At 69.2% G+C, this 13,199-nt stretch carries 15 protein-coding genes; 10 read left to right on the top strand and 5 right to left on the bottom strand.

Annotation, left to right across the window (positions count from 1 at the left end):
* Window positions 1-63: 63 nt before the first annotated feature.
* From EV137_RS17425 to EV137_RS40595, 6 genes are all read left to right on the top strand, one after another.
* Entirely contained in the window at window positions 64-606 is a 543-nt protein-coding gene (locus EV137_RS17425; RefSeq protein ID WP_133783753.1) for a peptidylprolyl isomerase, read from the top strand.
* Window positions 607-667: 61 nt separating this feature from the next.
* Window positions 668-1,411, top strand: a complete 744-nt coding sequence (locus EV137_RS17420) for a rhomboid family intramembrane serine protease (protein WP_133996667.1) — start codon at window positions 668-670, stop codon at window positions 1,409-1,411.
* A 216-nt stretch (window positions 1,412-1,627) separates the two neighbouring features.
* Window positions 1,628-2,107 (top strand): GNAT family N-acetyltransferase, encoded by a 480-nt coding sequence (locus EV137_RS17415; protein ID WP_238175385.1) that lies wholly within the window; start codon window positions 1,628-1,630, stop codon window positions 2,105-2,107.
* Window positions 2,108-2,207: 100 nt separating this feature from the next.
* Window positions 2,208-2,717 (top strand): RNA polymerase sigma factor, encoded by a 510-nt coding sequence (locus tag EV137_RS17410; RefSeq protein WP_133996661.1) that lies wholly within the window; start codon window positions 2,208-2,210, stop codon window positions 2,715-2,717.
* Window positions 2,710-3,885, top strand: a complete 1,176-nt coding sequence (locus EV137_RS17405) for a beta propeller repeat protein (protein WP_134130001.1) — start codon at window positions 2,710-2,712, stop codon at window positions 3,883-3,885. The genes EV137_RS17410 and EV137_RS17405 overlap by 8 nt, the downstream gene beginning before the upstream one ends.
* A 142-nt stretch (window positions 3,886-4,027) precedes the next feature.
* Window positions 4,028-4,174 (top strand): hypothetical protein, encoded by a 147-nt coding sequence (locus EV137_RS40595; RefSeq protein WP_166658537.1) that lies wholly within the window; start codon window positions 4,028-4,030, stop codon window positions 4,172-4,174.
* Window positions 4,175-4,193: 19 nt separating this feature from the next.
* On the opposite strand, the gene EV137_RS17400 is transcribed toward EV137_RS40595, so the two are convergent.
* From EV137_RS17400 to EV137_RS17390, 3 genes are read right to left on the bottom strand one after another with little or no spacing between them, the layout of a single operon-like run.
* A complete protein-coding gene (locus EV137_RS17400; protein WP_134130000.1) occupies window positions 4,194-5,198 on the bottom strand; it encodes an S-adenosylmethionine:tRNA ribosyltransferase-isomerase in 1,005 nt (334 codons plus the stop codon).
* The gene (locus tag EV137_RS17395) at window positions 5,195-5,914 is read right to left on the bottom strand and encodes an SDR family NAD(P)-dependent oxidoreductase (protein ID WP_134129999.1); all 720 of its coding nucleotides are present in this window, start codon (window positions 5,912-5,914) and stop codon (window positions 5,195-5,197) included. The genes EV137_RS17400 and EV137_RS17395 overlap by 4 nt, the downstream gene beginning before the upstream one ends.
* A 22-nt stretch (window positions 5,915-5,936) precedes the next feature.
* Complete coding sequence (locus EV137_RS17390; RefSeq protein ID WP_134129998.1) at window positions 5,937-7,517, bottom strand: FAD-binding oxidoreductase; 1,581 nt, start codon at window positions 7,515-7,517, stop codon at window positions 5,937-5,939.
* A 118-nt stretch (window positions 7,518-7,635) separates the two neighbouring features.
* On the opposite strand from EV137_RS17390, the gene EV137_RS17385 reads away from it, so the two are divergent.
* The 3 genes from EV137_RS17385 to EV137_RS17375 are packed head-to-tail and all read left to right on the top strand — an operon-like array spanning window position 7,636 to window position 10,776.
* On the top strand, window positions 7,636-8,256 hold the full coding sequence (locus EV137_RS17385) for a TetR/AcrR family transcriptional regulator (RefSeq protein ID WP_133996647.1): 621 nt from the start codon (window positions 7,636-7,638) through the stop codon (window positions 8,254-8,256).
* Window positions 8,253-9,785: a glycerol-3-phosphate dehydrogenase/oxidase gene (locus EV137_RS17380; protein WP_133996645.1), complete on the top strand. Its 1,533-nt coding sequence runs from the start codon at window positions 8,253-8,255 to the stop codon at window positions 9,783-9,785. The genes EV137_RS17385 and EV137_RS17380 overlap by 4 nt, the downstream gene beginning before the upstream one ends.
* Window positions 9,786-9,825: 40 nt before the next feature.
* A complete protein-coding gene (locus tag EV137_RS17375) occupies window positions 9,826-10,776 on the top strand; it encodes a DUF4328 domain-containing protein (protein ID WP_134129997.1) in 951 nt (316 codons plus the stop codon).
* On the opposite strand, the gene EV137_RS17370 is transcribed toward EV137_RS17375, so the two are convergent.
* A complete protein-coding gene (locus EV137_RS17370) occupies window positions 10,764-11,519 on the bottom strand; it encodes a protein phosphatase 2C domain-containing protein (protein WP_134129996.1) in 756 nt (251 codons plus the stop codon). The genes EV137_RS17375 and EV137_RS17370 overlap by 13 nt on opposite strands.
* 12 nt (window positions 11,520-11,531) lie before the next feature.
* Complete coding sequence (locus EV137_RS17365) at window positions 11,532-12,422, bottom strand: NAD-dependent epimerase/dehydratase family protein (RefSeq protein ID WP_238175384.1); 891 nt, start codon at window positions 12,420-12,422, stop codon at window positions 11,532-11,534.
* A 110-nt stretch (window positions 12,423-12,532) separates the two neighbouring features.
* Here EV137_RS17365 and EV137_RS17360 point away from each other — a divergent pair, with 110 nt between their 5' ends.
* The gene (locus EV137_RS17360; RefSeq protein WP_134129995.1) at window positions 12,533-13,144 is read left to right on the top strand and encodes a pentapeptide repeat-containing protein; all 612 of its coding nucleotides are present in this window, start codon (window positions 12,533-12,535) and stop codon (window positions 13,142-13,144) included.
* Window positions 13,145-13,199: the final 55 nt, after the last annotated feature.

Genomic DNA, 13,199 nt, shown 5'->3' with positions numbered 1-13,199 from the left:
TTCTTGGAGTGACATGACAGGATCGAGGGGTAAGCCGTAGTGATCCGACTAGGAGTGACTCCCGTGGCCGAAGAGCTGTACGCGACCCTGCAGACGAACAAGGGCGACGTCGTCATCAGGTTGTTCCCCAACCACGCGCCGAAGACGGTGAGCAACTTCGTCGGCCTGGCCGAGGGCACCAAGGAGTGGACCGACCCGGAGACCGGGCAGCAGGTCACCAAGCCGTTCTACGACGGCCTCGGCTTCCACCGGGTGATCGACGGGTTCATGATCCAGGGCGGCTGCCCGCTCGGCACCGGAACCGGCACGCCCGGGTACCAGTTCGACGACGAGATCCACCCGGAGCTCCAGTTCGACCGTCCGTACCTGCTCGCGATGGCGAACGCCGGCATCCAGTTCGGGCACGGCACCAACGGTTCGCAGTTCTTCGTGACCGTGGTCCCGACGCCGCACCTGAACCGCAAGCACACGATCTTCGGTGAGGTCGTCGACGACGACTCGAAGAAGGTCGTGGACGCGATCGCCTCCGCCGACACCGCGCCCGGCGACCGGCCACTCGAGCCGATCGTGATCAACAAGGTCGTCGTCGAGCGCAAGAACGCCTGACTTTCCGGAGCGGGACCGGGGCGCGCCCGGTCCCGCTCTTTCACAGGAGGACCCAACCCGCGTGACCGAGACCGTCTGCTACCGGCACCCGGATCGGCCCGCCGGGGTGCGCTGCCAGCGCTGCGACCGGCCGATCTGCCCGGCGTGCATGAACAGCGCCGCCGTCGGCTTCCAGTGCCCGAACTGCTTCAACGAGGGCGTCCGCTCGGTTCCGCGGACCCGCACATCGCTGGGCGGCATCCAGCGCGCCGGCAGCCAGCAGGTCGTCACCTACACGCTGCTGGCGCTGAACGTCCTGGTCTTCATCGCGGTCCGCACCGGCAGCCCGCGGCTCCTCGGCGACCTGGTGATGGTCCCGGTGCTGACCGAGAGCGAGCCGTGGCGGCTGCTCACGTCGGCGTTCACCCACGTGCAGATCTTCCACATCTTCTCGAACCTGTTCATGCTCTGGCAGCTCGGTCCGCCCCTGGAGCAGATGCTCGGCCGGCTCCGCTTCACGGTCCTCTACCTGCTGTCCGCGCTGGGCGGCAGCGTCGCGGTCTGGTTCCTGTCGGCCCCCGGCGGCGCAACCCTCGGCGCCTCCGGCGCGGTCCTCGGCCTGGTCGGCGCCCTCCTGGTGATCAGCCGCGCCCGCGGCCAGGACATCACCTGGATCATCATGTACGTCGCGGTCACCGCCTTCCTGTCCTTCGCCATCCCCAACGTCTCCTGGCAAGGCCACCTGGGCGGCTTCGTAGTAGGCGCCGCAGTCGCCTGGATCTACCTCCAACTCGCAAACCACCACCGCAACAAACAATCCGCCTAACCCCCCGCGGGCGGTGCTCAGCCCAATCCGGGATCTTGCGACAGGCAATGGTGGGTCGGCACCTGCTATTGCCTGTTCCCAGTCCCCACTGCCGGCGCCCACTCCCCACTTCCCCCGCCGGTCGGACGCCGGTAAATGGTTCGTCTGGTGGAGCATCAGGGGGTGAGGATGTGGGGGATGACTACTACCTCCGCTCCGGCGATTCGGTTTGTTGAGATGACTGGGGCTGCGCTGAGTGCGTTGCTGGCGGACGACCGTGCCGCGGCGCAGGCCGAGCTCGGCTTCGCGCTCGGCGACGAGTTCCTCACTGACAGGGCCAAGTGGCTGTGGCAGTACCGCCTGGATCAGTTGAACCGGGATCCCGCCACCTTCGGGTGGCTCGTCAAGCTCGCCGTGGCCGACGGGATCGTGGTGGGCTACGCCGGTTTCCACGGTCCGCCCGACGAGGCCGGCATGGTGGAGATCGGGTACACGGTCGATCCGCCGTACCGGCGCCAGGGTTTCGCCAAGGCGATCCTGACCGCGCTCCTCGAGCGTGCGGCGGCAGAACCCGCCGTACGGACCGTCCGGGCCACGATCAGCCCCACCAACCAGGCATCGCTGGCCACCATCGCCGGCTTCGGGTTCGTCCAGAACGGCGAACAGTGGGATGAAGAAGACGGCCTGGAGCTCATCTTCGAACGCCCCAGCCGCTGACACACGCGCACCTCGGTCCTCGGACATCATGCGTTCGTGATGCAACCGGATCCTCCTGCCAGGACTCGTGCAGGCAAAGGGTCCGATCTGGGGAGTGGTGATGGCTGACGGCGACACGGTGCGCGAGCTGTACGAGGGGTGTTACCGGCGGCTGGTCGGGCAACTGTTCGCGATCTGCGGGAATCTGGGCGAGGCCGAGGACGCCGTGCAGGAGGCGTTCGTCCGCGCCGTCGAGAAGCCCCAACGGCTCGCCCAGCTCGACAACCCGGAGGCGTGGCTGCGCACAGTCGCGCTGAACGCCGTACGTCGGCGCTACCGCCGCGCGACCCGATTCCACGGGTTGCTCTCGCGAGCAGGTGTCCCCGAGACCACGACGACCGGACTGTCCGCGGACCGGGTCGCTCTGGTCGAGGCCCTGCGGCGGGTCCCCTACGAGCAGCGCGAGGCGATCGTGCTGCACCACATCGTCGATCTGCCGGTGAGTGAGATCGCCGTACAGCTGTGTGTACCGGAGGGGACGGTCAAGGCTCGCCTCTCCCGGGGCAGGTCCCGCCTGGCCCCGCTGGTCCACGAATTCGCTGACGACGTCGAGGAGGTCAACCATGTCTGAGCTGAAAGAACTGGCCTGGGAGGTCCAGGAGACCGTCCAGCCGTTGCCCTTCGAGGCTCTGCAGCGTCGCGGCGTCCGCCGCCGGCACCGTCGCCAGGCCCTGACCGGCGCGGGAGTCGTTGCGGCGGTGACGATCGGAGTACTGGCCGCCGTACTGCCGCTCGGGAACGTGACCGGCACCGAGAAGCCGCCGGCCGCCGGCACGCCGGCGTCGATCCCGGTCGACCAGGCCGCCGAGAAGCTGATCGGCGACAAGAAGTCGGGCATGGCCGGTGTCGCGTTCGCCACATCGACGCGGTGGGCCTCGGCGTGGACGTCACCACAGCCGGGAAACACCTGGAACTACGCCGCGGTGCTGAGCCGTGACGGAGTACGGACCACCGCACCGGTCCGCAAGAACCAGTACGTCGTGCTGCAGACCGGTCACGAGGCGCTGGCATTGTCGATGCCGACGAGCATGAAGGGAAGCGATCCGACCTGGGCCCAGTCCGTGATGGTTCGCCTGACGAACCAGGGCCGGGTCGAGAAGAGGCTGCGCTGGGCTGCGCCGACCAGCGAGTTCGCCGACGGCGACGTGCTGCTGGCTTACGGCACCCTACGGGCGCTGAATCTGGAAACCGGCACCCTGCGGGAGGTGAAGGTCCCCGGGATCGACAACGCCTACGAGCCCCAGCGCGACAGCACCGGACGGTGGTGGCTGGTCGGCGCCAGGAACAGCGGCGTCAGCAACATCTACTGGACCGACGACCGCGGCAAGACCTGGGGCCACTCCGTCATCAGCCCCGGCCGGAGGGGTGGCCAGCTGGGTGTCAGCCCCGACGGCAGGACGATCGTGGCGATCCCGGGCGGCAAGCCCGGTACGCCGGGTGACCTGGTGCCGCTGCGGTTGTCCACCGACCGGGGCGAACACTGGACGACGGTGGCCACCCGGGACGCGCCGTACCTGTCGTCTCCCGTTGCTTTCGACAACGGAACGGGGCTCGCGCTCTATCAGGGCAATCAACGCGAACTCCTCCGGCCCGGCGCCGGTACGCCGTTGACCCCGCCGGCCGACCTGGGCCAGCTGAACGCGGTAGGCGAGTTCGTCTACGGGCTGCAGTACAACGGCGACCACGCCATCACCAGCACCGATCACGGCAAGACCTGGAAGTACTTCGACCCTCGCTAGGGGCTCCGGAGATTCAAAAGACAACTAATCGGCCTAGGCCACAATTTCTGCTCAGTTGGATAAAAGGACATGACAGGTGAGGGCTTGTGCTCGTCTAATCAAGTGACGTCCCGACGGGGGACCGAACGGTTAGGACATCGGTATGAGCCCACGTGCTGTGGACAAGCGAGCCCGGCCCGGTAACGAGCATCAGGTTGTGCGGCCGGCCGCGCCGGAGTCTCCGAACGCGGTGACCGCCTTGCAGACCAACCGCATCTCCCAGCAGAAGCAGCAGGCCAAGGCCTCCTGACATCCCTGCAGCCGGATGGTCAGCGCAGGATGAGGCAGCTGTCGCCGAACTCGTGCCAGAGGTAGTGCTCTTGGACGGCGGCGTCGTAGGCGCGCTGCACCTGGTCGGGGCCGGCCACGGACTCGAGGAGGAGTAGGTGGGAGGCCTCGGGAGCGTGCCAGCCTGTGATGAGTCCGTCGACTACGTATGGCTGGCGTTCCGGACCGAGGATCAGATCGGTCCAGCCATGCGCCGGCGTGACGGTGCCGTCCGGGGCCGTGGCTGATTCGATGGCGCGTACGGCGGTGGTACCGACTGCGATCACCCGGCCGCCGTTGGCCTTGACCCAGTTGACGAGGCGGGCCGTGTGCGCGGGTACGTCGTACCTCTCGGGTTGAGGTGGCTCGTGGCTCTCCAGTGAGGACACGCCGCAGTGCAGCAGGATCGGTGCGATCAGCACGCCCTGCGACGCCAGGTGGCTCACCAGCTCGAAGCTGAACGGCCTGGCGGCGCTAGGCATCTCCGCACTGCCCGGGTCGCGAGCGAAGACGGTCTGGTACGACGCCAACGGCCACCGCTTGCCGACGTAGTTATAGGTGATCGGTCGCCCGTGCCGCTGCAGGTACCCGAGGACATCGGCCACCGGTGGCTTGGCGATCCACAGGCGGTTCGAGCCTTGGTACGGCGCCAGCAACGTCAATGCGCCTTCCGGCAGCTCCACGCGCTCGCCCACCGTACCGTCGAAAATGGGTGCGCCGCCGTCGCGTAGCTCGACGACCCAGGTGCCGTCGTCGAGCGGTGTCGAGAAGTGCACGGTGTACGACGTGCTGTCGACGGCAGCAGGCAACGTGCCGGACGTGTTCACCAGCAGCAGGTCGCCGGGCCGCAGGTGTTCACCGATGCGGTCGAAGCGGGTGTGCGTGACGGTCGACCCCTCCGCGACCAGCAGCTTCACGTGGTCCCGCGAGAGGCCGCGGGCTTCCGGTGGTTCGCCGGCGTTCAGCGCCTCCGGCAGGTCGAACCTGGTGTGTGGGTGCACCATCATGAGGCCACCGCAGGTGCGAACTCGGCCGCCCGGTACCTGCCACTCGCCGGCCGGCTGTCCAGCAACTGCAGGAACGCCGGTACGACGCTCGCGGGCTCAGGCCGGTCTGAGATGTCCTCACCAGGGAAGGCGGCCTGGTGCATCGCGGTACGCAGATCACCCGGGTCAACCGCGTAGACCGCGAGTGCGGGGTGCTCAGCCGCCAGGACCCGAGTCGCGTGGTCCAGTGCAGCCTTGGCGGAGCCGTAGCCACCCCAGGTCTCGTAGGCCTCTACTGCGGCGTCGGAGCTGATGTTGATCAGCACACCGGACGCTGTGGTGAGTGCGGGGAGCAGGGCTTGTGTGAGTGCGATCGGTGCGAGTACGTCGACCTCGTACACGCGACGGAGCTCGTCGAGGTCGGCCGCGGCCAGTGCTTGCAGCGGGCTCGGCCCGAGGTAGCTGGCGTTGTTGATGAGCAGGTCGAGTCGACCGAGCTCGGTGATCGCCTCCACCAGATCGGCGCGGTGGTCGGGGTCGGTGACATCGCCGGCCAGCGGTACGACGTCGGTGCGGTCAGCCAGTGCGTCGGCGGCGTCCTTGAGCGCTTCGGCGCCGCGCGCGTCGATCACGAGCGCCCAGCCGCGATCGGCCAGCCCGTGCGCGAGTGCGAGCCCAAGGCCGGCGGATGCGCCGGTGACGAGAGCAACAGGACGGTCGGACGGTTCAGGAGTCATGCCGACACCGTCATACTTCAAGCTAACTTGAGGTCAAGCCCTTCTCGGACTCCGGCACCAGGACGCCTGGGTTCATGACGTTGCCGGGGTCGAGGGTGTTCTTGACCGCACGCAGCGTTTCGATCGCCAAGGGGCCGATCTCGGTGGCGTAGGCGTCGCGGTGGTCGGTGCCGACACCGTGGTGATGGGAGATCGTGCCGCCGGCGTCGGCGATCGCCTGGTTGGCGGCGTGTTTCGCCGTCCGCCACTGCTCGATCGGATCGTCGGACTGTGCGCAGATCACCGTGAAATAGAGCGATGCGCCGGTCTCGTAGACGTGGGAGATGTGACAGAGGACCAGCGGCGGCGTGGCGCCCAAAGCACCGACGAGCGCTTGGGTGACTGCCGTCTTCAGGGCCGGGATGCGCGACCAGAACGCTGCTGTCTCGAGGGTCTCGACGAGCGCGCCTTCGTCGAGCAGGGGATCGCGGAGGTACGGCGCCCGGTAGCGACCGACCCGCCAGGTCTCGCCCGGGTCCGCGCCGAGGTTCGTCCCGCCGGCGGCTGTCAACACGTCCGCGGTCGCCTGGTTGTACGGGCCGTCGAAGCCGATGATCGCGAGGACGCCACCGGAGCCGCCGCCGAGGACGTCCGGGTCGGCGAGGTTCACCGCGGTCTCGACCTCGTCCGACAGCCGCAGCACCGTCGGCAGCGGCCCGTCCTGCGCGAGCCGTCGTACGGCGGCCAGCCCGAGGTCGAAGCTCTCGAACCGCCAGCCCTCGAAATGCCGCTCGGTCGGTCGCGGCCGGATCCGTACGACGACCGACGTGATGATGCCGAACGCACCCTCCGACCCGAGCACGAGCTGGCGCAGGTCCGGGCCGGCGGCCGACATCGGGGCGCGTCCGAGCTCGATCGTGCCGCGCGGAGTGGCGAGCGTCAGGCCGACCACCATCTGGTCGAACCGGCCGTACCCGGCTGACGATTGACCGCTCGACCGCGCCGCCGCGTACCCGCCGATCGACGCGCCCTCATAGGACTGCGGGAAGTGGCCCAGCGTGTAGCCGCGCTCGGCCAGCAGCGCCTCAGCCGCTGGACCGCGGACGCCGGCCTGCAGCCTGGCCGTTCGCGAAACCTCGTCGAGCTCGACGAGTTGATCGAGTCGTCGCAGGTCCACGGTGACGAAGCGGCGGGACGGCGCGAGGCCGCCGACGACCGACGTACCGCCGGAGTATGGGACGACGGCGAGGCCCTGCTCAGCGCAACCGGTCAGCAGCTCCTGGACCTCGTCGTGTGAGGCGGGGTAGACGACCGCATCCGGCATGTCCGAGGTGTCGCCTGCACGGTCCCTCAGCAGGTCCGTCGTCGAGTAGCCGCGGGTGTGCGCCCAGCGAGACTCCAGGTCGGAGGCCACATGCTCGTTCCCTACGACCTGACTCAAGAACGACAGCTGGTCAGCCGTGAGCCCTGGTCGGTCGGCCGGTTCGACGGCCTCGGCGGCGGGTCGCCGTACGCCGAGGTGTTTGAGAGCCTCGGCCGCGGCTGCCGGGAGTTCGACCGGGTGGGCGGGGTCGCCCCAGCGGCCGGGCGTGAGTTGCACCACCGGGAGGTCGGATTCGGTCATCGCTGACTCCCTTTCGGTGGTTCTGCGAGGTAGCGTCCAGGGGAGGTGGAACCCCCTGGCTCCCACCTCCCCTGGACAGTTCCGGGATCACAGAGTCGCTGATACACTCTGACGTGTGATGTCTCAGCGTAGCAGCGACTCGGATCAGGAAACCAGCACCCGTCCCACGCCGGCGAACGCGATCGGCGAGGAGCGGATCCTGGACGCGGCGTACGAGCTGCTGCTCGCGATCGGGATGCGCCGGATGACGATGGCCGATATCGCCCGGCACGCCGAAGTCTCCCGCGCGACTCTGTACCGCCGCTGGCCGAACGTGCAGGCCGTGGTCGCCGCGTTGATGACCCGGGAGTGGACGATCGCGCTGGTGTCCGCCTTCCAGCCGGATGCCGTGGACGGCCGGGCGCGCCTGGTCGAGGGTGTCGTCGAGGTGGTCGCGAAGACCCGCGTGCACCCGCTGATGCGCAAGATCATCGAGCTCGACCCCGAGTTCCTCACGCCGTACCTGCTGGAGCGCCGCGGCAGCAGCACCGTCGCCCATCTCGCGCTGGTTGAGGAAGGCATCCGCCAGGGGCAGGCCGACGGCTCGATCCGCGACGGCGACCCGGTGTGGCTGGCGCGGCAGATCATCCTGGTCTCGCTGGCGTCGGCGGTGTCGGGTCCGGTAATGGCCTCGCACGAGGAGTATCCGAAGCTGGACGAGGAGCTGCGGGTGATGCTCACCAGGTATCTGACGCCATGATCAGCGTGGGCAACGCGAGCCTCAATGCAGCACGGCGCTCCCGCGAGCTCGACTCGCTGACGGCGGTCGACGTTCTCGTCGTCGGCGGCGGGGTGACCGGCGCCGGCGTGGCGCTGGACGCGGCCGCGCGCGGACTGACCGTTGCCCTGGTGGAGAAGCACGATCTGGCGTTCGGGACCAGCCGGTGGAGCTCCAAGCTCGTGCACGGCGGCCTGCGCTACCTGGTGTCCGGTCATGTCGGGATCGCGTACGAGAGCGCCGTCGAGCGCGGCATCCTGATGAAGACCACCGCGCCGCATCTGGTGCACCCGATCCCGCAGATCGCGCCGTGGTTGCCGCAGGCAAGCTTCGGGCAGGCGGCGCTGCTGCGGACGGCCTTCCTCGGCGGCGACGTACTACGCACATTCGCGCGGACCAGCGACGACTACCTGCCACACTCCCGCCGGGTCAGCTCGGCCGAGATCCTGCGCTACGCGCCGACGCTCAAGCCCGAGGGGATGCGCGGCGGCTTCCTCACCTGGGACGGGCAGTTGTACGACGACGCCCGCCTGGTCGTTGCGATCGCCCGGACGGCCGCGCAGTACGGCGCTCGCATCCTGACCCATGTCGCTGCCACCGAGGTCACCGGCCGCGGTGCGGTCCTGGTCGATCAACTGACCGGGGACCGGCGGTCGGTGGATGCGCGGGTGGTGATCAACGCGGCCGGGATCTGGGCGGATCAAGTTGCCTCCGGCATCAAGCTCCGGCCGAGCCGCGGCACCCACCTCGTGCTGCCGCAGTCCGTGTTCGGCGGGCTGTCCGCCGTACTGACCGTGCCCGTGCCGGGGGAGCTGCGGCGCGTGGTGATGGCGATCCCGGCGCCCGACGACCGGGTGTACGTCGGCCTCACCGACGAGGAGGCGCCCGGCCCGGTGAGCGACGTACCGCATGCCACCGACGGGGAGATCGACTTCCTGCTGAACACGATCAGCACCGCAGTGCAGCAGCCGGTCACGCGCGCAGACCTGCTCGGCACGTACGCCGGGCTCCGGCCGCTGCTCGACACAGGCCACCACAACGGCGAGGACAAGACCGCCGACATCTCCCGGCGGCACGCGGTCATCACCAGCCCGGACGGCGTCGTGACGATCGTCGGTGGCAAGCTCACGACCTATCGCCGGATGGCGCAGGACGCACTCGACAAGGCGCTCGCGCAGTCGACTATCGAAGTACGGCGTTCATGTGAGACTCACCGGATCCCGCTCGTGGGCGCGGCCGATCGCGTGCACCTGGCCGCGGTGCGGGCGCCGGCGCGGTTCGTCCAGCGGTACGGCGTGGAGGCGCCGCAGGTGATCGCGGGCCCGCCCGAGTTGCAGGACCCGATCGCGCCGGGGCTGCGGACGACGTACGCCGAGGTGAAGTTCGCCGTCCGGCACGAGGGGGCGCTGACCGAGGACGACGTACTGGATCGGCGGACGCGGCTCGGGCTGTCCGCGGCGGACCGGGAGCTCGCGCTGCCCGCCGTACGGGAGGCCTTTGCGGCGGTGTGACTCCGGTCTTGGGGTTAACTTGGCTGCGGGGAGGTAGAAGGTGACGCAGCCGTACCAGGGACCAGGGCCGTATCAGGGGCCGGGGCCCTACCAGCCGATGCCGTACCAGCCGATGCCGGTGGTGCCGCAGTACCGGCCGTTGCGGGCGCTCGCGATCGTCAGCATCGCGCTGATGGGGGTGACCGCTCTCTGCGCCGTGATCCAGTGCGTGCTGCTCTGGCGGTCGTACGGCGAGGTCAAGCGGTTCGTGTACGGGCTGCTCTCCGACGAGGAGATCGAGCGCGGCATGGAGTCGATCGCCGGCACCGGCCCGCTGCTCAACCTGGTCAGCTACCTGCTGATCGGGACCGGGATCGCGTTCCTGGTCTGGCTGTGGCGCGCCCGCGACAACGTCGACTTCCTCTATTCGCCGTTCGCCCCGAACCCGACCGTCCCGACCCACGGCGCGCACCGCCGGTCGCCTGGGTGGGTCGTCGGCGCGTGGATCTGCCCGATCGTGCAGTTCTGGTACCCGCTGCAGGTCGTCGAGGACGTCGCCCGCGCCAGCGAGCCCCGGGACCGGCCCGGGATCGCCCGATCCGGCCGGATCCGCGCCCTGCTGTACACGTGGTGGGTGTCCTGGAGCGGCTTCTGGGTCGTCATCGTCGGCGGCGGATCGGCCGCGGTGATCGGGTTCGTCATCTGGATCGTCCGGCTGGTCGAGGTGGCGGAAAGCGACGTCGAGGGTCAGTACGTCGACATCTACGACCTGCAGGACTACATGGTCCGGGTCGCGCTGGCCGTCGACATCGGGTTCACGGTCGCGACGGTCCTGCTCATCGTCGCGGCGGTCACGGCGTCACTGCTGATGCTGCAGATCGGCGGCTGGCAGCAGTCGCGGCTCGCTCCGCCGCCACCGGTCCAGGACTTCGTGCAGCCGCCGCCTCAGACACCGCAGTACGCCCCGCGCCAGCAGCATCCCGGCCAGGGTTTCCCGACCTACGGCCCCTGAAGCAGTACGACGCTCGCATCGTCGTACCGCTTCCAGCCGGGGGTGGTCGCCGCGGCGTCGTGTTCCCGCACCAGGTCGATCAGCCGTCGCGGGCCGTCGGTCGTGAGTACGTCGAGCAGTTCTTCCCACGGGTGCCCGTAGCGTTCGGTGAAGCGGGACGCGCCGTCGGACAGGATTGCGATCACGTCGATGTCGGCCCGGTCCGTGGTCCCGACCACTGCCTCGTACGCCGCTTGGGGCTCGGTACTCGCCGCCCAGAAGCCGCCTGGCTGGTTGCGCAACCGGCGTACGGCCTCGAGGGTCCGCTCCGGGAGACGCTCGATCCGGTCGTCGCTGTGGACAGTGATCTTTCCGTCCGGTGAGCGCAGGACGACGGGTGAGTCGGCCAGGACGAGATGCTCGACGTGGTCCGGGTGCAGCCGAACCATCGAGACAGTGGACGACGGACTGTCTGGGTTGCTGACGTCGCAGGTATCAGCATGGGTCGCGCGGACGCCGGCGATCGCCTCGGCGAGCAGGTCGGGAAGCGGTGTGGGCGATCGGGTGAGAAGTGGAGGGGCCAGTTCGCGGGCGAGCCGCATGACCAGCCAGGGGACGTCGTGCCGGCAGCCGGACTCGACGCCCGCCGGAGCCGTGGCACCGTCGAGCACGACGGCGAAGTCAGGCCCGGTCAGGACGAGGTCCTCGTTGACAGCCGGCGGTCGCCGATCCGGAGCAGCCTCACTAACAGCTCGGATTTCCACAGGCCGATTGTGCTAGACGGGCTCCGACCAACTGTCGGCCAGGGACTGCTCCAGGGCGACCTTGGGGGACCAGCCGAGCGTGTCCCCGATCAGGGTGGGGTCGGCCTGCTGCCACGGCGCGCCGAGCGCGGTCTCCTGCTCGGCGTCGTCGACGATCGTCGCCGGCTGACCGCTGAGCTCGAACAGTTGCCCGGCGATGTCCCGCGCGAGCGTGGCCCGGCCGGTCCCGACGTTCAGCACCGGCGGCAGCTTCCCGTCCGCGAGCGCGACCGCGAGTACCGCCTCGGCCACGTCCCGTACGTCGACGAAGTCGCGCCACACGTCCAGCGACCCGACCTCGATCAGCTGACGCGACCGCAGGTCCCGGATCACCCGCCCGGTGAGCGTACTGTCCGGCGCTCCCGGCCCGATCGCATCGAAGATCCGCAGTACGACGGCGTCCGCGCCGGCTCGCTGCGCCCGCAGCACGAGCTCGGACCCGGCCAGCTTGGTGATCCCGTACGGACCGAGCGGCCGCGGCGCGCTGTCCTCGGACAGGCTGGTGCCGTGCGGAGCACCGCCGTACTCCGCCGCGGAGCCGAGCTGGACGAACCGGGCATGGCCGGCCTGGTCGCGCACCGAGCCGAGCAGGGCCTCCACGGCGATCACGTTCGCCCGGACCAGATCGGCCGGCTCGCCGAACGTGGCGCCGACGGCGTTGACGATCACGGTCGGCTTGTACATTCCGATCTGCGTGTCCAGCGCGTACGGGTGCATCGCGGCCAGGTCGCAGCGCCGGTACGGCTCGCTGCGGGTCCGGCTCAGTCCGCGGTACTCGATACCCCGGTCGGCGAGCAGCGCGCAGATCCTGGCGCCGAGGAAACCTCCCGCGCCGAACACCATCACCCGCTCAGTTCCGGTCACCCCTCCATCGTGCGGCCGTTATTTGTCGGTCCGCCGTACGTTCTCCGTCGTCAGCATCACAGTGTCGGCACGGCGTGGCAGTGTGGGGGCTCATCGAGCGAGGGAGAGTCATGGCTGACCGTAGGGGCGGGCGTCCGGCGGCGCAGACCGAGTCGACGATCCGGGACTGGGACGACGAGGACCCGTCCGGGCAGACGTACCGCCGGGTGCTGTTCATCGACTCCGACCTGACCGAGGTGGAGAACCGCGCCGGGGTGTTCGAGGAGTGCGCGTTCCGCGGGGTCCGGTTCAACGCGTCGACGCACACCGACGCCGCGTTCGTGAACTGCACGTTCGTGCGGTGTTCGCTGTTCGACACGACGTTCACCCGGTCCAAGATGGTCGGCAGTCTGTTCGACGACTGCGCCCACAGCCTGATGAAGGTCGTCGGCGGCGACTGGTCGTTCACCGGCCTGCCCGGAGCGGATCTCAAGGGCGCCGAGTTCACCGGGGTGAAGATGCGCGAGGCGGATCTGACCGGTCTGCGGGCCCAGAAGGCCGTGCTCCGGGACCTCGACCTGTCCGGTGCGTCCCTGCAGAAGGCCGACCTGACCGGTGCCGATCTGCGCGGTTCCGACCTGTCGACGCTCGATCCGCTGACCGTCACCCTCAAGGACGCCCGGATCGACGTCACCCAGGCGATGGTCGTGGCGGCCACGCTCGGCCTCGACGTGCGACCCTGACCTCGCTGTGGATATCCCCAGGTAGTCAGGCGGTCATCCACGGTCCTATCCACAG

The organism is Kribbella pratensis (assembly GCF_004366075.1).
Taxonomy (GTDB): Bacteria; Actinomycetota; Actinomycetes; order Propionibacteriales; family Kribbellaceae; genus Kribbella; species Kribbella pratensis.
The sequence above is the reverse complement of the archived record's forward strand: the minus strand, read 5'-3'. Positions and strand labels throughout refer to the sequence as shown.

Excerpts from the sequence above, each read along its gene's own strand:
- EV137_RS17415 (WP_238175385.1), top strand. The coding sequence starts at position 1,628 with ATGACTGGGGCTGCGCTGAGTGCGTTGCTGGCGGACGACCGTGCCGCG.
- EV137_RS40595 (WP_166658537.1), top strand. The coding sequence starts at position 4,028 with ATGAGCCCACGTGCTGTGGACAAGCGAGCCCGGCCCGGTAACGAGCAT.
- EV137_RS17390 (WP_134129998.1), bottom strand. The coding sequence starts at position 7,517 with ATGACCGAATCCGACCTCCCGGTGGTGCAACTCACGCCCGGCCGCTGG.
- EV137_RS17405 (WP_134130001.1), top strand. The coding sequence starts at position 2,710 with ATGTCTGAGCTGAAAGAACTGGCCTGGGAGGTCCAGGAGACCGTCCAG.
- EV137_RS17395 (WP_134129999.1), bottom strand. The coding sequence starts at position 5,914 with ATGACTCCTGAACCGTCCGACCGTCCTGTTGCTCTCGTCACCGGCGCA.
- EV137_RS17410 (WP_133996661.1), top strand. The coding sequence starts at position 2,208 with ATGGCTGACGGCGACACGGTGCGCGAGCTGTACGAGGGGTGTTACCGG.
- EV137_RS17385 (WP_133996647.1), top strand. The coding sequence starts at position 7,636 with ATGTCTCAGCGTAGCAGCGACTCGGATCAGGAAACCAGCACCCGTCCC.
- EV137_RS17400 (WP_134130000.1), bottom strand. The coding sequence starts at position 5,198 with ATGATGGTGCACCCACACACCAGGTTCGACCTGCCGGAGGCGCTGAAC.
- EV137_RS17380 (WP_133996645.1), top strand. The coding sequence starts at position 8,253 with ATGATCAGCGTGGGCAACGCGAGCCTCAATGCAGCACGGCGCTCCCGC.
- EV137_RS17360 (WP_134129995.1), top strand. The coding sequence starts at position 12,533 with ATGGCTGACCGTAGGGGCGGGCGTCCGGCGGCGCAGACCGAGTCGACG.